General features: G+C 69.0%; 21 protein-coding genes and 1 riboswitch. Of the genes, 8 read left to right on the plus strand and 13 right to left on the minus strand.

The genetic code is table 11. The features are described from left to right. Positions 1-31: 31 nt before the first annotated feature. The 6 genes from SJY11_RS23625 to SJY11_RS23650 form a co-directional block, all read right to left on the minus strand. Positions 32-2,224, minus strand: coding sequence for a HAMP domain-containing methyl-accepting chemotaxis protein (locus SJY11_RS23625; protein WP_376989147.1), 2,193 nt, complete (start codon positions 2,222-2,224; stop codon positions 32-34). A gap of 74 nt (positions 2,225-2,298) precedes the next feature. Further along, a complete protein-coding gene (locus SJY11_RS23630) occupies positions 2,299-4,359 on the minus strand; it encodes a methyl-accepting chemotaxis protein (RefSeq protein WP_376989148.1) in 2,061 nt (686 codons plus the stop codon). A 38-nt stretch (positions 4,360-4,397) separates the two neighbouring features. After that, entirely contained in the window at positions 4,398-4,877 is a 480-nt protein-coding gene (locus SJY11_RS23635) for a chemotaxis protein CheW (RefSeq protein WP_376989410.1), read from the minus strand. A gap of 14 nt (positions 4,878-4,891) precedes the next feature. After that, positions 4,892-6,949 carry a chemotaxis protein CheA gene (locus tag SJY11_RS23640; protein WP_376989411.1) on the minus strand — a complete coding sequence of 686 codons (2,058 nt, stop codon included), beginning with the start codon at positions 6,947-6,949 and terminating at the stop codon, positions 4,892-4,894. Then, positions 6,946-7,311, minus strand: a complete 366-nt coding sequence (locus tag SJY11_RS23645; RefSeq protein WP_267520282.1) for a response regulator — start codon at positions 7,309-7,311, stop codon at positions 6,946-6,948. Before SJY11_RS23645 ends, SJY11_RS23640 begins: the two co-directional genes overlap by 4 nt. Before the next feature lie 2 nt (positions 7,312-7,313). After that, positions 7,314-7,625 carry an STAS domain-containing protein gene (locus SJY11_RS23650; protein WP_376989149.1) on the minus strand — a complete coding sequence of 104 codons (312 nt, stop codon included), beginning with the start codon at positions 7,623-7,625 and terminating at the stop codon, positions 7,314-7,316. A gap of 106 nt (positions 7,626-7,731) precedes the next feature. Between SJY11_RS23650 and SJY11_RS23655 the strand changes: the two genes are divergently transcribed. Next, positions 7,732-8,798, plus strand: a protein-coding gene (locus SJY11_RS23655; RefSeq protein ID WP_376984777.1) for an IS630 family transposase whose coding sequence is annotated in 2 segments (ribosomal slippage) — positions 7,732-8,218 and positions 8,218-8,798 — 1,068 coding nt in all. Because the reading frame shifts where the segments join, the coding sequence is not laid out codon by codon here. A gap of 282 nt (positions 8,799-9,080) precedes the next feature. On the opposite strand, the gene SJY11_RS23660 is transcribed toward SJY11_RS23655, so the two are convergent. Then, entirely contained in the window at positions 9,081-9,743 is a 663-nt protein-coding gene (locus SJY11_RS23660; RefSeq protein WP_376989150.1) for a helix-turn-helix transcriptional regulator, read from the minus strand. Positions 9,744-10,210: 467 nt separating this feature from the next. Between SJY11_RS23660 and SJY11_RS23665 the strand changes: the two genes are divergently transcribed. After that, positions 10,211-10,786, plus strand: a complete 576-nt coding sequence (locus SJY11_RS23665) for a DUF924 family protein (RefSeq protein WP_291827009.1) — start codon at positions 10,211-10,213, stop codon at positions 10,784-10,786. A gap of 6 nt (positions 10,787-10,792) precedes the next feature. Here the strand turns inward: SJY11_RS23665 and eutC are convergent, their stop codons facing one another. Continuing rightward, a complete protein-coding gene (gene eutC, locus SJY11_RS23670; RefSeq protein WP_376989152.1) occupies positions 10,793-11,584 on the minus strand; it encodes an ethanolamine ammonia-lyase subunit EutC in 792 nt (263 codons plus the stop codon). Next, positions 11,581-12,969, minus strand: coding sequence for an ethanolamine ammonia-lyase subunit EutB (locus SJY11_RS23675; RefSeq protein WP_376989153.1), 1,389 nt, complete (start codon positions 12,967-12,969; stop codon positions 11,581-11,583). The genes eutC and SJY11_RS23675 overlap by 4 nt, the downstream gene beginning before the upstream one ends. A 236-nt stretch (positions 12,970-13,205) precedes the next feature. Between SJY11_RS23675 and SJY11_RS23680 the strand changes: the two genes are divergently transcribed. Together SJY11_RS23680 and SJY11_RS23685 are read left to right on the plus strand one after the other, a co-directional pair. After that, a complete protein-coding gene (locus tag SJY11_RS23680) occupies positions 13,206-14,855 on the plus strand; it encodes a GMC family oxidoreductase (RefSeq protein ID WP_376989154.1) in 1,650 nt (549 codons plus the stop codon). Between the two features lie 233 nt (positions 14,856-15,088). Next, positions 15,089-15,610, plus strand: a complete 522-nt coding sequence (locus SJY11_RS23685; protein WP_376989155.1) for a hypothetical protein — start codon at positions 15,089-15,091, stop codon at positions 15,608-15,610. Between the two features lie 154 nt (positions 15,611-15,764). Here SJY11_RS23685 and SJY11_RS23690 read toward each other — a convergent pair whose 3' ends face one another. Further along, a complete protein-coding gene (locus SJY11_RS23690; RefSeq protein ID WP_376989156.1) occupies positions 15,765-16,736 on the minus strand; it encodes a D-2-hydroxyacid dehydrogenase in 972 nt (323 codons plus the stop codon). 95 nt (positions 16,737-16,831) lie between these two features. Continuing rightward, positions 16,832-17,872 (minus strand): threonine-phosphate decarboxylase CobD, encoded by a 1,041-nt coding sequence (cobD, locus tag SJY11_RS23695; RefSeq protein WP_376989157.1) that lies wholly within the window; start codon positions 17,870-17,872, stop codon positions 16,832-16,834. Between cobD and cbiB the strand changes: the two genes are divergently transcribed. Next, positions 17,871-18,860, plus strand: a complete 990-nt coding sequence (cbiB, locus tag SJY11_RS23700) for an adenosylcobinamide-phosphate synthase CbiB (protein ID WP_376989159.1) — start codon at positions 17,871-17,873, stop codon at positions 18,858-18,860. The two genes, cobD and cbiB, sit on opposite strands and share 2 nt — an antisense overlap. A gap of 103 nt (positions 18,861-18,963) precedes the next feature. Here the strand turns inward: cbiB and cobO are convergent, their stop codons facing one another. Together cobO and cobU are read right to left on the minus strand one after the other, a co-directional pair. Further along, complete coding sequence (gene cobO, locus SJY11_RS23705) at positions 18,964-19,575, minus strand: cob(I)yrinic acid a,c-diamide adenosyltransferase (RefSeq protein WP_376989160.1); 612 nt, start codon at positions 19,573-19,575, stop codon at positions 18,964-18,966. Between the two features lie 43 nt (positions 19,576-19,618). Then, on the minus strand, positions 19,619-20,131 hold the full coding sequence (gene cobU, locus SJY11_RS23710; protein ID WP_376989161.1) for a bifunctional adenosylcobinamide kinase/adenosylcobinamide-phosphate guanylyltransferase: 513 nt from the start codon (positions 20,129-20,131) through the stop codon (positions 19,619-19,621). Between the two features lie 125 nt (positions 20,132-20,256). Then, positions 20,257-20,442: riboswitch (cobalamin riboswitch) on the plus strand. A 121-nt stretch (positions 20,443-20,563) separates the two neighbouring features. Between cobU and SJY11_RS23715 the strand changes: the two genes are divergently transcribed. The 3 genes from SJY11_RS23715 to cobW are packed head-to-tail and all read left to right on the plus strand — an operon-like array spanning position 20,564 to position 22,663. Continuing rightward, complete coding sequence (locus tag SJY11_RS23715; protein WP_376989162.1) at positions 20,564-21,181, plus strand: HupE/UreJ family protein; 618 nt, start codon at positions 20,564-20,566, stop codon at positions 21,179-21,181. Positions 21,182-21,194: 13 nt separating this feature from the next. Beyond that, on the plus strand, positions 21,195-21,614 hold the full coding sequence (locus tag SJY11_RS23720; RefSeq protein ID WP_376989163.1) for a DUF1636 family protein: 420 nt from the start codon (positions 21,195-21,197) through the stop codon (positions 21,612-21,614). After that, on the plus strand, positions 21,611-22,663 hold the full coding sequence (cobW, locus tag SJY11_RS23725) for a cobalamin biosynthesis protein CobW (RefSeq protein WP_376989164.1): 1,053 nt from the start codon (positions 21,611-21,613) through the stop codon (positions 22,661-22,663). The genes SJY11_RS23720 and cobW overlap by 4 nt, the downstream gene beginning before the upstream one ends. Positions 22,664-22,677: the final 14 nt, after the last annotated feature.

Below are 22,677 nucleotides of genomic sequence, written 5' to 3' on the forward strand. Positions count from 1 at the left end.
CGGCCCGGGGGACCCGGGCCGGTGCACCTCGTCAGTTGCGGTGGAAGGCGGCGTCGTCCTGGTCCTCGCCGCCGGCGAGGTCGAAGGAGAAGCCGCCATTGGCGACCTTGCGGGCCGGCTTGGCAGCGGGCGCCTTCTTCGGCTGGATCGCGGCGGCCATGCTGGCGGCCTTGCCGCGCAGCTGCTTGACCGCCTTGGTGACGGGCTCGGCGGCCTGGACCGGCGTCGTCCGCTCGTCGAGCCTGAAGAAGGCGATGGTGGTCTGGAGCTGCTCGGCCTGGGCGGCGAGTTCCTCGGAGGTGGCGGAGACTTCCTCGGAGGCCGCCGCGTTCTGCTGGGTGACCTTGTCGAGCTGCTGGATCGCCTGGTTGATCTGGGTCGAGCCGACATCCTGCTCGCGGCAGGCGGCGGTGATCTCCTCGACCAGTTCCGCGGTCTTCTTGATGTCGGGCACCAGCTTGGCCAGCATCGAGCCGGCTTCCTGCGCGACCTTCACCGTGTCGACCGAGAGCGTGCCGATCTCGGCTGCGGCCGCCTGGCTGCGCTCGGCGAGCTTGCGCACCTCGGAAGCCACCACCGCGAAGCCCTTGCCGTGTTCGCCGGCGCGGGCGGCTTCCACCGCCGCGTTGAGGGCCAGCAGATCGGTCTGGCGGGCGATCTCCTGCACGATGTTGATCTTCTGGGCGATGGTCTGCATGGCATCGACCGCCTTGCCGACGGCGACGCCCGAGGCTTCGGCATCGCGCGAGGACTGGGCCGCCATCTTCTCGGTGGTGGCGGCGTTCTCGGCGTTCTGCTTCACGTTCGCCGCCATCTCCTCCATCGAGGAGGAGGCCTCCTCGGTCGACGAGGCCTGCTCTGTCGAGCCCTGCGAGAGCTGCTCGGCGCTGGCCGACAGTTCCTGCGAACCCGCCGACATGTTCTCGGCGGCGCCGCTGACCTGGGCCACCACCTCGCGCAGCTTGGTGACCATGTTCTCGAGCGCGATGCCGAGCGTGTCCTTCTCGGACAGCGGCTTGGTCTCGACCGTGAGGTCCCCCGAGGCGATCGAATCCGCGACCGCCGCGGTGGCGTTGAGATTGGCGGTCATGGTGTTGAGCGAGGTCACGAGATCGCTGATCTCGTCATTGCTGTTCACCGCGATGGTCTGGCTGAGATCGCCGATGGCGACGGCATTGGCGAGGCCGACGGCGCTGGCCAGGCCGCGGCTGATGCTGAGCGCGATCCAGGTGGCGGCGGCGATTGCGATCAGGAAGGTGCCGAGGACGATCGCCAGAAGAAGGTTCTTGAAGAAGGCCGCCTCGTCCTGCGCCGCCTTGCTGATCTCGGCCATCTGGGCGTCGACCATCTTGCTGTAGGCGCTGTAGGCCTCCGTCGCCTGCACGGCCGTGGTGCGAACCTCGGTGGTGGACAGGGTCGTCGCCTTGATCGGACCGGCTTCGGCGGCGATCTTCGCGACGCGCAGGATCGAATCGATCGCGTTGTCGAAGGCGCCGAGCATCGGCCCGGTCGCGATGCCGAACTCCTGCATCGGCGCGGCGCCCTTGGCGAGCACCTGCCGGACCACGGCGGCCTGGCTCTCGATCTGCTTGTGATCGCGTTCGATCTCCTCAACCGTCGTGCCCGAGAGCATGACCGAGACGAGGCGCGAGAGGCGCAGCCATTCGAGGCGGGCGTTGAACATCCCGATGCCGGCGCGCAGCATCTCGGGCGAGGCCGTGGGGGCGGTGGCGGCCGCGATGACGGGGTTGGTCGTCGCGGTGACGGCCGAGATCAGGGGCTGCGTCTCGCTGTCCCAGAGCGCGGCGGCACGGCTGGCTGAGTTCAGCTTGGCATAGGCGAGCGCGCGCGACTGGGCGTCGACATAGGCCTTGCGCTTGGCATGGGCCTCGTCGAGCAGCTTCCGGCCGGCCGGGCTGGCGAGATGATGAAGCTCGCCATGCAGCTTTTCGGTTTCGGCCCGCAGCGTCGCGTTGTCGGCGACGAAGCGCGCGATGTCCTGGTCGGTCTTGGCCAGAAGCGCATTCTTCTCGGCGCGAATCTCTTGCAGCATGCGGCTGTTGAGTTCGTCGAGCGCCTCGACGCGCTTGGACTGCTGGATGATTTCGTTCTGGGATTCGGCCAGTGCGCCGAGCTTCCAGTAGGCGAGGCCGCCGGCCGCCGTCGAGAGGGCAATGACGACGCCGAAGGCGCCGGCCAGCTTGGCTTTGATGGTCAAACGCATGACAGGACTCGTACTGCTAGAGGGAAACTTGAGGGTTGGTGGCGGCCGTCATCCCGCGATGACGGCCGCTCCGGTCAGGAGGCCCGGCTGAACGTGGCGTCGCGCTCGTCGCCGGCATCGTCGAGATCAAAGTCGAAGCCGCCCTTCGAGCCCTTGGTGGAGCGGGCCGGCGCTGCCGCCTTGCGAGGCTGGGCGACGGCCTTCATCTGCTTCGCCTTGGCCTTGAGCTGGCTGACCGCGCGGTCGGTCGCGGCGCCGCTGTCGTCCGTCTTGAAGAAGGCGATGGTGGCCTGGAGCTGCTCGGCCTGGGAGGCGAGTTCCTCGGACGTCGCCGAGACCTCCTCGGAGGCGGCCGCATTCTGCTGCGTGACCTTGTCGAGCTGCTGGATCGCCTGGTTGATCTGGCTGGAGCCGACATCCTGCTCGCGGCAGGCGGCGGTGATCTCCTCGACCAGCTCGGCGGTCTTCTTGATGTCGGGCACCAGCTTGGCCAGCATCGAGCCGGCCTCCTGGGCGACCTTCACCGTGTCGACCGAGAGCGTGCCGATCTCGGCGGCAGCCGCCTGGCTGCGCTCGGCCAGCTTGCGCACCTCGGAGGCGACCACCGCGAAGCCCTTGCCGTGTTCGCCGGCACGGGCGGCTTCGACCGCCGCGTTCAGCGCCAGCAGATCGGTCTGGCGCGCGATCTCCTGCACGATGTTGATCTTCTGGGCGATGGTCTGCATCGCGTCGACCGCCTTGCCGACGGCGACGCCCGAGGCTTCGGCATCCTGAGCCGACTGAACCGCCATCTTTTCCGTGGTGGCGGCGTTCTCGGCGTTCTGCTTCACATTGGCCGCCATCTCCTCCATCGAGGAGGAGGCCTCCTCGGTCGACGAGGCCTGCTCTGTCGAGCCCTGCGAGAGCTGCTCGGCGCTGGCCGACAGTTCCTGCGAACCCGCCGACATGTTCTCGGCGGCCTTGGTGGCGTCGCCGACGACTTCGCGGAGCTTCTCGACCGTTCCGTTGAGCGCCGTCAGGAGGTCGCCGACCTCGTCATTGGACTTCGGCTCCACCGTGCGCGTCAGATCACCCGTGGCGACGGCGTTGGCGAGTGCCACCGCTCCGCCGATGCCGCGGCTGATGCCGATGGCGATCCAGGTCGCCGCCGCCAGGCCGATCAGCGCGGATGCCGCCAGGATCGCGACGAGGAGCATTTCGGCGAAGAGTGCGGCGGCCGTCCCAGCGGCTCCCATCTCGTCCATGCGCTTCTCGACATAGTGCGCATAGCCTTCAACAGCCGCCAGCGAATCGCTGAGTGCCTTGCGGCCTTCGCTGCGGCTCAGTTCGGCCGCACGGATGACGCCGCCCTCGCGGGCGATGTCGACGGCGCGGAGCGCGACGGCCTCGACCTGGCCGACCCGGCTCTGCAGCGTCTCGGCGGCGATTCCGAGGGCTGTCAGCCGCTCCGCCGCCATATCGGCCGCCCGCTTCAACCTTTCCATCTCGGCCAGTGCCGTCCGGCGGCGCTCGTCGAGGGCATTGAGCGAATTCGCGGTGAAGGTTTCGACTAGCGAGCGCAGCATCCGCGCCGTCTGGTAGCGGGCGGCGACGACCTGGCGAGCAGCCTGTTCGTGCTCGACCGAGCCCCGGTTCTTGTCGAGTTCAGCCAGCAGACTGTCGAGGGCCGCGTTCTGCGCGGCGAGAACGGCCTGCCCCTCGGTCTGCCAGAGGGCATCCGCCCGCGCCGCGGAGTGCAGCTTGGCGTTGCGGATAATCGTGTCCTGTACCTCGTTCAGCGCCTTGGCCGTGGCCATCACCTGGTCCATCAGCCGCTTGCCCTGTTCGGACGCAGAGGCATGAATGTCCGCGCTGAGTTGGGTCACCTTCTGGCGCCGTGCGATGAGCTCGGCAGCGGCCGCCTCGAGTTCAGCCTCCGAGGAGGCGATGATGGCGTTCTTCTCGGCCCGAACCTGGCCCTGGAGCTCATTCTGCAACTCGCCGAGCTTGACGATGCGATGGCCCTGGCCAACGATTTCTTGCTGCGAGCGGTCGAGCGCGGCGAGCTGTTGATAGGCCACGCCGCCTGCGACCATCGACAAGCCGATGATCCCACCGAACGTCACGAACAGTTTGGCCTTGATCGAGAAGCGCATCGGAAGCCCCCTTCGCCCCAGCAAGTGGGAAATCGTACTCAGCCCAGAATTCGGGCCATGTCGGGAACGATGACGAACTCATCGCCCCATTTGGTGATGAAACGGATGAATTCGGGCCGCCAATGGCTGCCCAGCCGCGGCGTCTGCTGCATCTGCCGCGTCGAGACTTCGGTGACCTCGTAGACCTTGTCGGCGAGCAGCCCGAGGGTGACGGGGTCGCCGTCAATCTCGACCTCGATCACGACGATGCGCGTGTCGGCGGTCTGCTCGGTCTTGGCCATGCCGAAGCGGATGCGCAGATCCGCGAGCGGGATGACGTTGCCGCGGACATTGACCAGCGCCGGCAGGAAGCTGCGGGCGCCGGCGACGCGCGTCACCGGCACGGGGTCGATGATCTCGCGGACCATGTCGGTCTCGATCGCGAAGATCTCGTTGCCGAGACCGACCATCAGCACCTGCAGGCGGGTTTCGGTTGCCGGCGGCAGGCCCGTGGCGCCCGCCTGCGGGTTTGCTTGCATCTGAGCCTGGCTCATCACGCGGCCTCCGGGGTTCTGTCGCTCTCGGCGCGGGACTGGCCGAGCGTGACGAGCTGGGCGACGTCCAGGATCAGCGCCGCCGAGCCATCGCCGAGGATGGTCGCGCCGGAGAACATGGTGACGTCGGAATGCAGCTTCGACAGCGACTTGATCACCGTCTGGTGGCTGCCGATGATCTGGTCGACGACGAGGCCGACGCGGGTGTCGCCGATCGAGGTGACGATGACCTTCTGGTGGGGATCGGGCTGGCCGTCGGCATCGAAGACGTCACGCAGCCGCAGGAAGGGCACGAGGTCGCCGCGGACATTGAGGAAACTGCGGCCCTTGGCGCGGGCTTCCGCCTCCGCCGTCAGCTCGATGCACTCCTCCACCGCCGAGAGCGGGATGATGTAGCGCCCCTCGCCGACCCGGATCAGCAGGCCGTCGATGATGGCCAGCGTCAGCGGCAGGCGCAGCGTCACCGAGGAGCCGTGGCCCGGGATCGTCGTCAGGTCGATCGTGCCGCGCATCGCCTCGATGGTGCGCTTGACCACGTCCATGCCGACGCCGCGGCCCGAGAGCGCCGAGATCGTCTTGGCGGTCGAGAAGCCCGGATGAAACAGGAACTGGTGGATCTCGTGCTCGCTGAGATTGGCGCCGGGCGGGATCAGCCCGTTCTCCTCGGCCTTGGCGCGGATGCGGGCGGTGTTGAGGCCGGCGCCGTCGTCCTGAACCGTGACAAGGACCTGCGCGCCGACATAACGGGCGGCGAGCTCGATGCGGCCGGTGGCGGATTTGGCGGTTCTGGCGCGGTCCTCGGCGTTCTCGATGCCGTGGTCGATGGCATTGCGGATGAGATGCACCAGCGGATCGGCGAGACGCTCGATCATGGTCTTGTCCATCTCGGTGTCCTCGCCGACCGTGACGAAGTCGACCGGCTTTCCGAGATCGCGCGAGAGGTCGTGGACGAGGCGGCGGAAGCGGCCGAAGAGCGAGCCCATCGGCACCATGCGCACGCCCATGGTCGAATCGCGCAGGCCCGAGGCCAGGCGCTCGATCTCCTCGGCGATCGCCTTGATCGCGAGATCGGTGCCCGAATGGGCGATCTGGCTGAGGCGGGCCTGGGCGATGACGAGTTCGCCGACGCGGTCCATCAGCTCGTCGAGGCGCTCGGCCTGGACGCGCACCGTCGTGCCCTTGTCCTCGGCGCGGCGGTTCAGCTCAGCCTTCTCGGGTGCGGGCGCAGCCGCACGGGCGGCCGGAGCAGGAGCGGTCTCGGCCTTGGTCACGGGCTCTACGGCGGCGGCGGGCGCCGCATCGCCCGGCATCGACATGTCGAGGCCGAAACCGGCCTGCCCGCCTGCATCGAGCGGGGTGATAACGAGCTTCATCTCGTCGCGGACGAACATGAAGACGTCCTCGATGTCGTCCTGCGAGCAGGCGCTCTCGAGCGTCACCGTCCAGGTGACCAGGCAGGTCTCGGGGTCGAGTTCCTCGAGCACGGGAATCGCAGCAGTATCGGCCTCGACCGTGCAGGGGCCGAGCGCGCGCAGATCGTCGAGCAGGACGAGCGGGTTGGTGCCGTTGCGCAGGATGCCGGGCTCGAAGGCGATCTCGATGCGCCAGCCGGCGGAAACGGGAGCCTCCGGCGCCGCCTCGGCGGCGGGCTCCACCGGGGCGGCGGCCTTCGCCGCGGCCGGGCCGGCGCCGATCAGGCGCTGCAGCTCCTCGACGATCGCCTCGCCGATGATCGGGTCGGTCGAATCGGGGTCCTCGATCAGCGTGCGGATGTAGTCGCGCGCCGAGAGGGAGACCGTGACGATCTCATGGTTGGCGTCGATCTTGCCTTTGCGGATCAGGTCGAAGGCCGTCTCGAAATCATGGGTGAAGGCCGCGACCTTGTCGAAGCCGAACATCGCGCCCGAGCCCTTGATCGTGTGCAGCGCGCGGAAGGCGGCGTCGATCAGGTCGCGGTTCTGCGGCGTCTGGCCGAGGTCGAGCAGCACCGTCTCGAGCGAATCGAGCAGCTCGGACGCTTCCTGCCGGAATGTTTCCGTCGGATCGAGTTCCATCAGGCCCTCACGAGTTTGGCGACGACGGCGAGCAGCTGCTCGGGCTTGAACGGCTTGGTGATCCAGCCCGTCGCGCCGGCGGCCTTGGCCTCCTGCTTGACGGCGTCGTCGGATTCGGTGGTCAGGAAGACGATGGGCGTGCCCATGAAGGCCGGCAGGGCGCGCAGGGCCTTGATCATCTGCATGCCGTTCATCACCGGCATGTTGAGATCGGTGATGACGAGGTCGAAGCTCTGCGCCTTGGCCTTGGCCAGCCCCTCCGCGCCGTCGCCGGCCTCGACGACGTTGTGCCCGGCCGGTCCCAGCACGAGCTTGATCATCTGCCGGACGCTCGGCGAATCGTCGACGGTGAGGATGTTGGCCATGGTCAGATCCCAGACAGTTCGGAAGGCATCGTGCCGGGCGGCGTCACGCCGGCCCGGTGGAAGGCGGAAGCGACGACGTCGCTCATGCTGGTGAGGGTGAAGGGCAGGTCGCGGGCGGCGCAGCTACGGCTGGCGGCCAGGAGTGTCTGCACGAAGGTGATGTCGGCCTGCTCGACGCCGGCGCAGTCGATCTCGATCCCGGACCCAGCCTCGAGAAGACCGGCCAGTGAGGCGGCCGTCGCCTTGGCGTGACGAAGCGTACAATCTGCCCCCGCAGCAAATGATGCCAGGCCTCTGGCACTGTTCTTGCTCATCACGCCCCTCACTAACACTTATACCAACGGCCATAGCGGCTGACTCACGGGGGTCTTTTCGGCGGCTCGTTTCGCTGATTCCATGTGCGCGAGGAGGATTCGCGCCATGGCTGCTGCGGTGAAGCTTCGAACGGACTACTCGGCCCTCGACCTGCGTCGGCTTGCGGCGGGGTCGAGGCACGCCAACCAGAGCCGCCGGCTTCTGTCGCTGGCGGCGGTTCTCGACGGTATGGATCGGGAGCAGGCCGCGCGGATCGGCGGCATGGATCGCCAGACGCTGCGCGACTGGGTTCACCGGTTCAACGAAGGCGGCCCCGACGGGCTGAAGGACATTCGTTCCAAGGGACATCCGCCCAGGCTCTCAACCGATCAGCTCGCCGCCTTGGCGGCCATCGTCGAGACGGGCCCCGACCGGGCCGTCAATGGCGTGGTGCGCTGGCGGCGCATCGACCTGCAGAAGGTCGTTCGTGAGCGCTTCGGCGTTGATTATCACGAGCGCACGATCGGGAAGCTTCTGAAGCAGATCGGCTTTTCCCACATCAGCGCGCGCCCGCACCACCCGGCGCAGGACGCGCGCGTGATCGAGGCGTTCAAAAAAACTTCGCGGTGACGCTGGGGGCCCATCTCGCCCATGTGCCGAAGCGCAAGCCGATCGAACTCTGGTTCCAGGACGAAGCCCGCATCGGCCAGAAGAACGGCCTGGTCCGGCAATGGGCCAGGCGCGGAACCAGGCCGCGCCAGCCCGCCGACCAGCGCTACGAGAGCGCCTATCTGTTCGGGGCGATCTGCCCGGCCCGCGGCGTCGGCGCGGCGCTCGCCATGCCCTTCGCCGATACCCACGCCATGCAGGCCCATCTCGACGAGATCGCCAGGACGGTCGCGAAGGGCGCCCATGCCGTCCTACTGCTCGATCGCGCCGGATGGCACACCACGGCCAAGCTCGTCGTGCCGAAAAACATCTCGCTGATCTTCCTGCCCTCGCGCTCGCCCGAACTGAACCCGGTCGAGAACATCTGGCAGTATCTGCGCGCGAACTGGCTCTCAAACCGCGTCTTCGACACCTACGACGACATCATCGACGCCGCCTGCGACGCGTGGAACCGCCTCGTCGATCAGCCCAGGACCATCACATCCATCGGGAGGCGTGAATGGGCGCATATCGGTCAGGAATGAGGGCCGTTGGTATTACAGCAACTTGAAACCCCTCGTTCCATACCGAGAATTTAAGCGAATAAATTTATAATTCACTTAAAAATGCAGTTTTTTATATTAACGTCTTTTCCACGAAGATTCGTCTCCGGAGTCAGCGACGCGCAGGCGGAGTCGGCGCCGCCCGGGATCGCAGCATTTGAGTAACCATGCCGGAGGGTGTTGCTTTACGTTTGGGCAACTAGCCGCCCGGCGGGCTCCGAGACTGCCCTGCGGATCGCCCTGGCACGGTCGTGCCAGAATGGGTCAGCGGCGGCGGCGGGTCTGGGAGGGCTGTTCGCCGAAGGCGTTGCGATAATCGAGGGCGAAGTGCCCGCGGTTGACGAAGCCCCAGTGCCGGGCGATCGCCTCGATCGAGCGCGTGGAGCCCGGCTCGAGCAGTTCGGCGCGCACCGCGGCCAGGCGCACCTGTTTGATGTAGTCGTGCGGCGAGATCTGCTTGTGCTTGCGGAAGCCTTCCTGCAGCGAGCGCAGGCCGATGCCGACGGCGTCGGCGACCTCCTGGACGGTGAGCGGCCCGTCCCTGTGCGCGTCGATGAAGGCGACCGCCCGCCGGATCTGCCAGGGCGCCGGGGCCGCCGTCCTCTCGAACCAGGAGGCGTAGCGGTGCGGGAAGCGCGCCAGGACCAGCATGACCAGCGCATCGCGCAGCAGCCTCGCCGCCTGCGGCGCCGACGCCAGCGGGGCGTCGCCGGAGAGGCCCGACTCGATCGCGCTCATCATCGCAACGATCGTCGCGCCCTCGGGGGCCGCCACATCGAAGGTGCCGGCAATGTCCAGTTGCCCGGGCGCGGGCCGCTCGAAGGCGGCCTGAAGGATGCGGGCGACCTCCTCGCCCGGCAGGGTGAAGGTCGTGTGCACGCTGCCACGCCCGTATTCAGCCGATTCGCAGAGGCCGGTGTTGAGCACGAGCCCGCGTCCCGGCACCGCGGCAAGCGTCTGCCGGCCCGCCGAAAACAGGCTTCCCCGGCGGCGACAATGCGGATGGTGAGATCGTCCGTGGCACCGCCGTGTTTCAGCCGCATCCCGGCGGGATATTCGGCCCGGATGATGTGGGCGCCCGCCAGCGACTGTGCCGACAGCCTGGCCTCGAAGCCGTCGACGCCGAGCGGCTCCAGCCTGAGATCGCGGCGCAGGAGAGCGTTGAGCCAGGCCTGTGTCTCGGCGATGTCGCGGCTGACGAAGACGTGGGCAGACCCGCCGGGAGAGTCCTCGGCCGTCGGCGGGTCAGCGGGTCGTGGCGGCTGCATCGTCGTCACAGCCCTAGATGACGACGCTGACCTTTGGTTAGCAAGCCCCCTCGGCGCGCAGTGCGCCTGCCACCGACGGGACACGGGTCGGCCGTGCCGCAGGACCGGACAAGGAGAACAGCGACCATGCAGCAGGACCTCCCGGGCAAGCCTCGTCGCGAAACCGGCGACACGGCCCAGTCCGTCATCGATTTCTGGCGCGATGCCGGCCCCGAGCGCTGGTTCAGGAAGGACGCGGCGTTCGACGGCTTGTTCCGCGAGCGCTTCATGACCCTGCACTTCGCGGCGGCGCGGCGGGAGCTCGATGCCTGGGCGGGCACTGCGGCGGGCAGCCTGGCGCTGGCGATCCTGCTCGACCAGTTCCCGCGCAACAGCTTCCGCGGAACGGCGCATATGTACGCCACCGACCCGCTGGCCCGGCATTTCGCGCGGTTGGCGCAGGCGCGCGGCCATGGCGCAGCGACGGAGCCGGCGCTGCGGCTGTTCCTGCACCTGCCCTTCTGCCATTCGGAGGATCTGGCGGACCAGGATCTCTCGGTCGCGCTCAGCACGCCGCTCGGCGGCGAGGCGGCGGAGCATGCCGAAGGCCACCGCGCGGTGATCCGCCGCTTCGGGCGCTTCCCGCACCGCAATGCGCTGCTCGGGCGGGAGACGACGCCGGAGGAGGCCACCTTCCTGGCGGAGGGCGGCTTCGCGGGCTGAGGGCGGTCAGCCCTTCGGGATCAGACCGGCGGCCGCGCCCGCCTCCAGCGCCGCGTCGCTCTCGTCCTTGAGCTTGACGCCGGTCAGCGAGCGACGGAAGCCCTGGTCGATCAGCCAGGCGAGCCTGAAGGCCGCCTCGGCGAAGTCCAGCCCGCCGGGGCGGATGTTGGAAATGCAGTTGCGGGCCTCGTCGGTCAGGCCGATCCGCGGCGCGAAGGTGAGATAGGCGCCGAGCGAATCGGGTGAGGACAGGCCCGGCCGCTCGCCGATCAGGACGAGGACCATGCGCGCGCCCAGCGCCTGGCCCGCCGCATCCCCCAGTGCCACACGCGCCTGAGAAGCGATGACGACAGGCGCCAGCGTCAACGTCTGGCGCCTAAGGTGCGGCAGCAGCGCCTCGACCAGCGGCGCGGCGTTCTGGTGAACGGCGGTGGAGGACAGGCCGTCGGCGATAACGATGGCGAGATCGAACCGGCCCTGCCGGGCTTGCAGCGCAGCGAGACTCTGCGGCGACAGGCTGCGCCCCCAATCCGGCCGGCGCAGATAATCGGCGCGCGAACGGGCCGCGCTTTCGACCGGCAGCGTCTCAACCCCGAGCCTCGCGAGGGCTGCGGCGACCTCCTCGGGGCGGAACGGCGTGTGCACCGCATCACGCGCCTGGGCATGGGCGAGGCCGAAGCGCAGCACCTCGCGCATCGGCAGCGAGGCGCCGGCCCGGCCGAGCGCGATGCGGGCGGGGGTGAGCCGCGCGAGCTCGGCGAAGCGGTTCGGGGCCGGCGGTGTCTGCGGCCCGCTCATGCGGCACGGTCCTGCAGGGCGGCGAGCAGGGCCGGCCCGCCCTGCCCGGCGCTGAGGCGCCCGGCCGCGTCGGTGATGTCCATGCGGGCGAGCCAGTCCTCGAATTCCGGGGCGCGCTTCAGGCCGAGCACCTCGCGGATGTAGAGCTGGTCGTGGAAGGAGGTCGACTGGTAGTTCAGCATCACGTCGTCGGCACCGGGGACGCCCATGATGAAGTTGACGCCGGCCGTGCCCAGCAAGGTGAGCAGCGTGTCCATGTCGTCCTGATCGGCCTCGGCATGGTTGGTGTAACAGATGTCGCAGCCCATCGGCACGCCCATCAGCTTGCCGCAGAAATGGTCCTCCAGCCCGGCGCGGATGATCTGCTTGCCGTCATAGAGATATTCCGGGCCGATGAAGCCGACGACGGTGTTGACCAGAAGCGGCTGATAGGCGCGGCAGACGGCATAGGCGCGCGCCTCGAGCGTCTGCTGGTCGACGCCGTGATGGGCGTTGGCCGAGAGTGCCGAACCCTGCCCGGTCTCGAAATACATCAGGTTGTCGCCGACCGTGCCGCGCTTCTGCGAACGGCCGGCCTCCAGCCCCTCCTGCAGCAGCGCCAGCGTGACGCCGAAGGAGGCGTTGGCGGCTTGCGTGCCCGCGACCGACTGGAAGACGAGATCGACCGGCGCGCCCTGTTCGATCAGCGCAATCGAGGAGGTGACATGGGTCAGGATGCAGGCCTGCGTCGGAATGTCGAAGCGCGCGATCAACTCGTCGAGCAGGCGAAGGAGTTCGCCGATCCGGGCCGTGCTGTCGGAGGCCGGGTTGATGCCGATGACCGCATCGCCGCAGCCATAGCTCAGGCCGTCGATCGTCACGGCGAGGATGCCGGCGGCATCGTCGGTCGGGTGGTTGGGCTGAATGCGCACCGCCATGCGGCCCGCCAGACCGAGCGTGTTGCGGAAGCGCGTGACGACGCGGCATTTGCGGGCGACGAGGATCAAATCCTGGTTGCGCATCAGCTTGGAGACCGCGGCTGCCATCTCCGGCGTCATGCCCGGCGCGAGCTTGGCGAGGACCTCCGTCGTCGCGGCGTCCGAACAGAGCCAGTCGCGGAAGGCGCCGACCGTCAGCGAAGCGACGGGAGCGAAGGCCGCCGCATCGTGGCCGTCGACGATCAGCCGGGTGACCTCGTCGGTCTCATAGGGGATCAGCGCCTCGTGCAGGAAGGTCCGCAGCGGCAAATCGGCGAGCGCCATCCTCGCCGCCATCATCTCCTCCATCGACTCGGCCGAAAGCCCGGCCAGCCGGTCGCCCGAGCGCGGCGGCGTCGCCTTCGCCATCAGCTCCTTCAGATCGCTGAAGAGATAGCTGCGCGTGCCGATCGCGACGCGATACCCCATCGACACTCTCCCGGGCGAACGGCCCGACGGCCGCGCCGCCATAACAACCCTTCGAGAGGGTCCAAGCAAGCGGCGGGCCGGGCTTCCGCTCGCTCAAGGCCGCGGGCCGGGGTCGCCTCGGACGTGAGGCCCCGCGCACAGTCCATTCGCACTTAAGCGCCATTGCCGCCACAGGCCGTGCCGCTTATCCGTTGGCGCAGAGCGGGAGCGCACCCGCCGCAGCCCCGAGGGACGCCATGGCCGCAGCCGACGAGACCGACCGCCGCACGATCGGCCGTTTCGACTATGTCGTGATCGGCGCGGGTTCGGCGGGCTGCGTCGTCGCCAACCGGCTGTCGCGCAACCCCAAGACACGGGTGCTGATGCTGGAGGCCGGCGGTCGCGACGACTGGATCTGGTTCCACATTCCGGTCGGCTATCTCTTCGCCATCGGCAATCCGCGCGCCGACTGGCTGTTCAAGACGGAGGCCCAGCCGGGCCTGGGCGGCCGGGCGCTGGCCTATCCGCGCGGCAAGGTCGTCGGCGGCTCCTCGGCGATCAACGCCATGGTCTATATGCGCGGCCAGGCCGCCGACTATGATGGCTGGCGCCAGCTCGGGCTCTCCGGCTGGGGCTGGGACGACGTGCTGCCCTATTTCCTCAAGCACGAGGACCATATCGGTCCGGGCGAGAGCGGCCTGCACCGCAGCGGCGGGGAATGGCGCGTCGAGCACCCGCGCGTGCGCTGGGCGATCCTCGACGCCATCCGCGAGGCTGCGGCCGAGGCCGGGATCGCCAAGATCGACGACTTCAACACCGGCGACAACGAGGGCTCCTCCTATTTCCAGGTCAATCAGCGGCGCGGGCGGCGGCTGAGCGCCTTCAACGCCTTCCTGCGGCCGGTGCTCGACGCGCGCGAGGACAATCTGCGGCTGGAGATCAAGGTGCTCGTCGAGCGCGTCGTGATCGAGGACGGCCGTGCGACGGCGGTCGAGTTCACGCATGGCGGCGAGAAGCTGCGGGCCGAGGTCTCGGGCGAGGTTGTGCTCTCGGCCGGCGCGATCGGCTCGCCGGCGCTGCTCGAGCGATCGGGCATCGGCGACGGGGCGCGGCTGCAGGGCCTGGGCATCGCGACTGTGGCGGACTTGCCCGGCGTCGGCGAGAACCTGCAGGACCATCTCCAGATCCGCCCCGTCTACAAGGTCGAGGGCGTGCGCACCCTCAACAGCGACTACGCCAAGATCTGGCGCCGGCCGCTGATGGCGCTGCAATATGCGGCGATGCGCAGCGGGCCGCTGACGATGGCGCCCTCGCAGGTCGGCGCCTTCGCCAAATCCTCGCCCGAGCACGCAACCGCCAATCTGCAGTATCATTTCCAGCCGCTCTCGCTGGATTCCTGGGGCTCGGGGCTGCACAACTTCGACGCCTTCACCGCCAGCGTCTGCAATCTGCGCCCGACCAGCCGCGGCCATGTCCATATCGCGACGCCCCACGCCGAGGACGCGCCCGCGATCTCGCCGAACTATCTCGACACGCAGGCCGACCGGCAGGTCGCGATCGACGCGATGAAGCTGACGCGCCGCATCGTCGCGCAGGCGCCGCTTTCGCGCTTCCGGCCGCAGGAGCATCTGCCGGGCCCGGCGGCGACGAGCGACGAGGATTTGCTGGACGCCTCGGCCCGGCTCGGCACCACGATCTTCCATCCCGTCGGCACCGCGAAGATGGGCCGACCGGACGATGCCCGCGCCGTGCTCGACGAGCGGCTGCGGGTGCGCGGCGTGGCGGGCCTGCGCGTCATCGACGCCTCCGTCATGCCCGCCATCACCTCCGGCAACACCGCCAACCCGACGATGATGATCGCCGAGAAGGGCGCGGCGATGATGCTGGAGGATGCGAAGGCGGGGTGAAAAGGGCTTGTCTTGCCCGCTGGCCTCGTCGTCATTCCGGACAAGCCGCGACGCGACGTAGCTCCGAATCCATCATTGTGCGCCTTCCTCGGCGGACTCAGGCCCTACGATGGATTCCGGGTCTCCGCTTCGCTGCGCCCGGAATGACGGCGCGTGTGGTGAAAAGGCCTCAGAATTGCTGGGATTGCGCAGGATGAGACGGTGAGTTGACGCGCGCTGCGCAAGGACGATCGATGACCGAGCTACCGCCCCGAGGCGAAACACGCGGCGCCCTCGCCCGCCTCCTCTTCGCCCTCCTGCGGGCGGTGCTGACCGTCATCGTCGTCTTCGACGAGATCGCCCGGCCGCTCTACCGGCCACTGATCGACTGGGTGGCGTCACTGCGGATCGTGGCGCGAGCGGAGGCCGTGATCGCGCGGCAGTCACGGCTGTCGATCCTGGCGCTGCTGGCGGTCCCATTCGCGATCGCCGAGCCGCTGAAGCTGCTCGGGCTGGTGATGATGGCCGATGGCCGGTTCCGGACCGGGCTCGCCGTCTTCGCCTTCGCCCATCTCGTCAGCTTCCTGCTGGTCGAGCGCATCTACCACGCCGGCCGGGAGAAATTGCTGACCTATGGCTGGCTGAACGGGCTGATGACCCTGCTCGACCGGCTGCGGCGCCGGGCGCTCGACTGGGTCCGCAGCAGTGCGGCCTATGCCTTCGCGCTCCGCGCCCGCGACGCGGCGCGCCGCTGGTGGCGCGGCTTGCGGGCGTGAGTGCGGCGCGACATTCAGCCTGGCGAGGAAACACCCGTCATCCCGGACAAGCCGCGAAGCGGCGACGCTCCGGGATCCATCATAAGGCGATGTCGCGTCCTATGATGGATCCCGGGGCAGGCCCGGGATGACGAGGTGGTTCCGAGGGCGCTGGTCAGACCACCTGATTGCGCAAGGTCGTCTCGCCGCGCGCGAGCCTGGCGAGGTTCTCCACGAGGAGGTCGACGACGTTGGTTTCGTAGGCGCGGGTCTCGCCGGCGCTGTGGGGCGTGACGATGACGTTCTTCATCGCCCAGAGCGGTGAGGCCGCCGCCAGCGGCTCCTCGACGAAGGTGTCGAGCCCGGCCCCGGCAATGCGGCCTTCGCTCAGGGCAGCGACCAGAGCGGGCTCGTCGACGACCTTACCCCGTGCGACGTTGATCAGCAGCGCGCCGGGCTTCATCGCCCCAAGCGCCGCCGCGTCGATCAGGTTCTCGGTTTCGGGCGTCAGCGGGCAGGTCAGCGCGACGATATCGGCCTGAGCCAGAACCTCGTGGAGCTGGTCGGGCCGGACGATCGCCTCGATATCGGGATGCGGCTGCGGGCAGCGGCGCACGCCGATGACACGCAGGCCGAAAGCGGCTGCCAGCGTCGCCAGCCGCAGGCCGATGCGGCCCAAGCCCACGATGACCAGCGTCTTGCCGCCGAGTTCGTCCTCGCGCCGCGCGCGGTCGCCGATCATCGGGCGCCAGGTTGCGGCGGTCTGGTTGTCGCGGGCGAGGTGGATCTGGCGGGTCAGGCCGAGGATCAGCGCCATGGCGTGCTCGGAGACGGCCCGCTCATTGGCTCCCTGAGCGCTCGCCAGCCGAATGCCGGCCGCCGCAAAGGCGGCCTTGTCGTACTGGTCGGTGCCGGCGCTGACCGACTGCACGAAGCGCAGCTTGGGGCAGGACGCGATCAGCTCGTTGCGCCAGAGCCCGGAGACCACGACCACATCGGCCTCGGGGGCCCGCGCCTTCAAGTCGTCGAGGGAGCGCACCTCGAAGCTCTTGGCGGCATGGCCGCGCGTCGCGAACTCGTCCTGCAACTGATAGGCGGCGTGGGCGAAACAGATGGTCAGGTCGCTGGCAGGCGGCAGGGCGGGCATGGTGCGTTCCTTGGGGCGAGGCGTGTTCGGGCAGGTTAGGTGTTCAGGTTAGCGAGCCGGTTCGGATCTGTCCCGGCGCGCGACGCATGCGGGCTTTACGATGCCAGCGAAGGTGGGACGAACGACGCCAGCGCCGCCTCCAGCCGCGCCCAGCCTGGCACATCGCCCGGCAGGCCGAAGCGCAGCCTTGTCGGATCGGCCTGGAATCGTCGCACATAGAGCCCGCGGGCGCCGAGATGGGCGAAGAGCGCCGGCGCATCGGGCGTCGCGAGCAGCCGGAACAGGGCGGTGCCGCCGATGATCTCGCCCAGCGGAGCCATCAGCGCATCGAGCCTCGCGGCGTCGGCGGCACGCGCGGCGCCGGCCTGCGCCAGCCATTCGGCATCGGCGAGCGCCTGCGCGCCGATCGCCAAAGCGGGACCGGCCACGGCCCAGGGACCCAACGCCTCGCGCAGCGCCGAGACCAGATCCGCCTCGCCTATGGCGAAGCCGAGCCGGACACCGGCCAAACCATAGGTCTTGCCAAAGGAGCGCAGCATCAGCGTCGCAGGCGGCAGGGCCGGGACCAGGCTCGCCTCGGGCGCGAAGTCGCAGAAGGCCTCGTCGACGACCAGCAGCCCGCCACGGGCAGCGCAGCGCGCGGCGAGCATCTTGAGATCGGACGCCGACAGCAGGCGCCCATCCGGGTTGTTGGGGTTCACCACCACCATTGTCGCGGCGTCGTCGGCGTGAGCCAAGGTATCTGCCTCGACGACCGTCGCGCCCATTTTCCGCCACGCCAGCGCATGCTCGGCATAGGTCGGCCCCAGCACCGCGACCGGTCCGGCCCCGACGAGAGCCGGGACGACCCGCGGCAGGAGATCGATCAGGATCTGGGTGCCCGGCGCGGCGACGATCGCAGCGTCAGACCTGACGCGATAGGCGTTTCGCCCCGCCGTGAGCAGCGCCGCCTCATCATCGGCGGCGGGCAGGCGCTGCCAGAGGCTTAACGGCAGCGCAGGAAGCGGATAGGGGATCGGGTTGATCCCGGTGGAGAGATCGATCCAGGGCTCGGGCGCATCCGGAAACAGCGCCCGCGCCCGGCCGAGATCGCCGCCATGCCAGATGCCCTCCGTCACGTTTGTCTCGCCGCTCATGGCTTTGTCTGATCTCTGGCCCGACACACTGCTTCTGCTGCTGGCCGCGCTCGCGATCGAGGCCGCGTTCGGCTATCCGCAGCGCTTGTATGCGCGGATCGGCCATCCCGTCACCTGGATTGGCGCGCTGATCGCCGGGCTCGACCGCCGGCTGAACCGGGAGACGGCCGGCTTCGCCGCCCGGAAGGCAGCGGGCGTCGCCGCGCTTCTCATCCTGCTCGCCGTGACGCTGGCCGGGGCGCTGGCGCTGAGCGCGCTATGCCGACAGCTGGGCCCGGCGGGGCTTCTGCCGCTGGCGCTGCTCGCCTCGACGCTGCTGGCGCAGCGCAGCCTTTACGAACATGTCGCGGCCGTCGCGCAGGGGCTGGAGACCGGAGGCCTCACGGAGGGGCGCAAGGCGGTGTCGATGATCGTCGGCCGTAACCCGGACAGTCTCGACGAGGCCGGCGTCTCGCGCGCCGCGATCGAGAGCCTGTCGGAGAATTTCTCCGATGGGGTGGCGGCGCCGGCCTTCTGGCTCGGCATGGCCGGCCTGCCGGGCATAGCGCTGTACAAGGCGATCAACACCGCCAATTCGATGATCGGCCACAGGACGCCGCGCCATCTCGCCTTCGGCTGGGCCTCGGCGCGGCTCGACGACCTCGTCAACCTGCCGGCCTCGCGGCTGACCGCTCTGCTGATCGTCGCAGCCGCCGTGCTCGACCGCGATGCCGATGCGGCCGGCGCCTGGCGGGCCCTGCGCCGCGATGCAAACCGCCACCGCTCGCCCAATGCCGGCTGGCCGGAAGCGGCGATGGCGGGCGCGCTGGGCCTGAGGCTCGCCGGGCCGCGCATCTATGGCGATGTCACGGTTGAGGATGGCTGGATGGGCGATGGCCGGGCGGACGCGACGGCGGCCGACATCCGGCGGGGTTTGCGGCTGTATCGGAAGGCTTGCGGGTTGTTGTGGGGGTTGGCGGGATGCGGCGCGGCGGCAGCATTCGCCTAGCCGTCATGCTCGGGCTTGCCCCGAGCATCTCGTGCCGACAGAGGCACCGGCGTCCTTTTCGGGCTGAGATTCTCGGGTCAAGTCCGAGAATGACGCGCGTCGCTCAAAACTCGATCCCCTCCTGCGCCTTCACGCCGGCGGTGAAATGGTGCTTTACCAGCGTCATCTCGGTCACGAGGTCGGCGGCCTCGATCAGCTCCGGCTTGGCGTTGCGGCCGGTGACGACGATGTGGAGATCGGGCCGACGGGCCTGCAGCGTGGCGATGACATCGGCCAGCGGCAGGTAGTCGTAGCGCAGCGCGATGTTGAGCTCGTCCAGCACAATCAGGCGGATGCCCTCATCCGCCATCAGTTCTTTGACCTTGTCGAAGGCGCGGGTGGCGGCGGCGATGTCGCGGGCCTTGTCCTGCGTTTCCCAGGTGAAGCCCTCGCCCATGGTGTGCCAGGCGATCTGCTCGCCGAAGGCGTCGAGCGCCCGGCGCTCGCCGGTCTCCCAGGCGCCCTTGATGAACTGCACCACGCCGACGCGCCAGCCATGGCCGAGCGCGCGCAGCATCAGCCCGAAGGCCGCCGTCGACTTGCCCTTGCCGGGGCCGGTGTTGACGATCAGCAGGCCCTTCTCGACCGTCTTGGAGGCGACCTCGGCATCCTGAAGCGCCTTGCGCTTTGCCATCTTCGCCTTGTACCGGGCGGCCTCGTCCGTCTCGTTCGTCATCGGATTCCCATTTCACCTGCCAATTCACTTCATCAGCCAGGTCTCACTTCACCTGCATGGCCAGGCCGGCCACCATGAAGACCACGCGGCCGGCCCTTGCCGCAATCGCCTGGTGCAGCCGGCCGGCCTCGTCGCGGAAGCGCCGCGCCAGCGCATTGTCGGGCACGATGCCGAGCCCCACCTCGTTGGAGACGAGAACGAGGGGCGCCGTCGCCTGTGCGCAGGCATCGAGCAGCACGCGGACTGCAGCGGCGGTGTCCTGCTCGGCAAGGATCAGGTTGGTCAGCCACAGCGTCAGGCAGTCGACCAGAACCGGGCGGCCCTCGGGCAGGCCACGAATGGCGCCGGGCAGATCGAGCGGCGCGTCGAGCGTGATCCAGCTTGCGGGCCGGCGGGCGCGGTGCTCGGCGATTCGGGCGGCCATCTCGTCGTCCCAGGCCTGGGCGGTCGCGATATAGGCCCAGGGGGGTGGCAGCGCCTCGATCAGCGCTTCGGCATGGCGGCTCTTGCCCGAGCGGGCGCCGCCGAGGACGAGGGTGAGGTGGGGGATGTTCACAGGCAGCGACCTTCGCCGTCATGCTCGGGCTCGACCCGAGCATCTCTTGAGAGGGATTCTCGGGTCTGCGCTCCGCTCCGCCCGAGAATGACGGCGCTCTGCATTGCACAGCCTCGCGCACATGGCTAATGATCGTCGCCGACGGTGCCTCCGCGAGGAGGTGAAAAGGGAACGCGGTGTGATGCCGCGGCTGCCCCCGCAACTGTAAGCGGCGAGTTTCGCGCCATCGGCCACTGGGAGCGATCCCGGGAAGGCGGCGTGGAATGACCAGACCCGCGAGCCAGGAGACCTGCCGTCGACAGTGTTCCTATGGGCCCATCGGACGGGGTGTTCCGACGGCGGCTGTGTTCGCGTGGCGACCGTCATGCGGCTCCGTCCTTGGGAACGTAGGTCGGTCGCAAGATCGGCCGCCTTCTGACGGAGACCGGAACCATGACGCTGCGCAATCGCCTGACCCTCGCCTTCACCGCCCTGCTCTGCAGCCCGGCGCTCGCCCACCACCCGATGGGCGGCGCGACGCCTTCGACCCTGACGGAGGGGCTTCTGTCGGGCCTCGGCCACCCCATCCTCGGGCTCGATCACCTCGCAGCGCTGGTCGCGGTCGGCCTCGTCGCCTCGCGCTACGCGTCCGGCGCGCTGCTGCTGCCCGTGCTGTGGATCGCCGGCATGGGGCTGGGCGCGTTCGCGCATATGAACAGCATCGACCTGCCGGCCGGCGAGATTCTGGTCGCCGGCAGCCTCGTGCTGATCGGCGCCATCGGCGTGCTCAGGCCTTCGCTGCCGCTGCCGGCGCTCGCCGCTCTCTTCGCGGCCGCCGGTTTTGCCCATGGCCATGCGCTCGCTGAATCGATCATCGGCGCCGAGACCGCCGTGGTCGGCGCCTATCTCGTCGGGCTCGTCGCGATCCAGGCCGCCGTCACCGTCGGCACGATCCTGCTGGTGCGGCGGCTGTTCTCCATGCCCGCAACCCTGCCGGTGCGCGCAGCGGCCGCCGCCATGGCCTGCGTCGGCCTCGTCTTCCTGATCGCGGCCCTGCCCGCGACGGCCTGACGCCGGCCGGATCATGAGCACGTCCCTGCAGCAGCCGCGCCCGGAAACGGGCACGGCTCCCGTCCGCATCCTCGTCTGCGCGACCTGTCGCGCCGCCGGGGGCGACCCCGACGCGCCGCGTCCGGGAGCTGTTCTCGCCGCCGGCCTTCGCGATGCGCTCGACTCCACGCTCGATGCGGCGGTCAGCGTCGAGACCGTGGAGTGCCTCTCCGTCTGCAAGCGCCCCTGCACGGTCGCGCTCAGCGGCGAGGGGCGCTGGACCTATGTCTATGGCGATCTCGACCCCGCGACGGGCGTCGAGACGCTGCTCACCTTCGCGCGCCAGTACCGCGAAGCCCCGGACGGAATCGTGCCCTGGCGCGAGCGCGCCGAGGCGATCCGCAAGGGCGTGGTCGCGCGCCTTCCTCCCCTCCCGATCGCGGGTTCCCGATGAATTCCCTGTCCAAGACCGCTCTCGCCAAGACTCCCTGCACCATCATCACCGGCTTCCTCGGCGCCGGAAAGACGACGCTGGTGCGCCATCTGCTCGAGAACGCCGAGGGCAAGCGGCTCGCGGTGCTCGTCAACGAGTTCGGCGATCTCGGCTTCGACGGCGAATTCCTCAAGGGCTGCGGCATTTCCGGCTGCACCGAGGAGGACGTCGTCGAACTGCCGAACGGCTGCATCTGCTGCACGGTGGCGGATGATTTCGTGCCGGCGCTGGAAAAGCTGCTGAACCGGGCCGACCCGCCGCAGCACATCCTGATCGAGACCTCGGGGCTGGCACTGCCCAAGCCGCTGGTGCAGGCCTTCAACTGGCCGGCGATCCGCGCCCGCGTCACCGTCGACGGCGTCATCGCGGTGGTCGACGGGCCGGCGGTGGCCGAAGGGCAGTTCGCCGACGATCCCGAGGCGCTCGCCGCCCAGCGCGCGCAGGACGCCTCCGTCGAGCACGACAACCCGCTGGAGGAGGTCTTCGAAGACCAGATCCTCTGCGCCGACCTGATCCTGCTCAACAAGAGCGACCTGATCGACGCGGCGACGCGCGAGCGGGTGAAAAGCGAGATCGCCGCGCATCTGCCCAAGGCGATCAAGATCGTCGAGACCAGCCGGGGCACGATCGAGCCCGCGCTGATCCTGGGCCTCAGCGCCGCTGCGGAGGCCGATCTGGCGTCGCGCCCGTCGCATCACGGCGAGGGCGAGGACCATGAACATGACGATTTCGAATTGGTCGCGCTGGCGCTGCCGGACGGACTCGCCCCCGACGCGCTGGCGGCCCGCCTCGGCAAGGCGGCCGAGGCGCAAGGCGTGTTGCGGCTGAAGGGTTTCGCCGCCGTGCCGGGCAAGCCGATGCGGCTCGTGTTGCAGGGCGTCGGCCGGCGCGTCAGCTATCATTTCGACAGGGCCTGGACGGAAGGCGAAGCGCGCGACGGGCGCCTCACCGTGATCGGGCTCAAGGGCTTCGACGTGAAGGCGGTGGAGGCTGCGCTCGCCGGCGCCTGAGCGGCAGCCTTTTT

Source organism: Allobosea sp. R86505, from assembly GCF_042466375.1.
Lineage (GTDB): Bacteria > Pseudomonadota > Alphaproteobacteria > Rhizobiales > Beijerinckiaceae > Allobosea.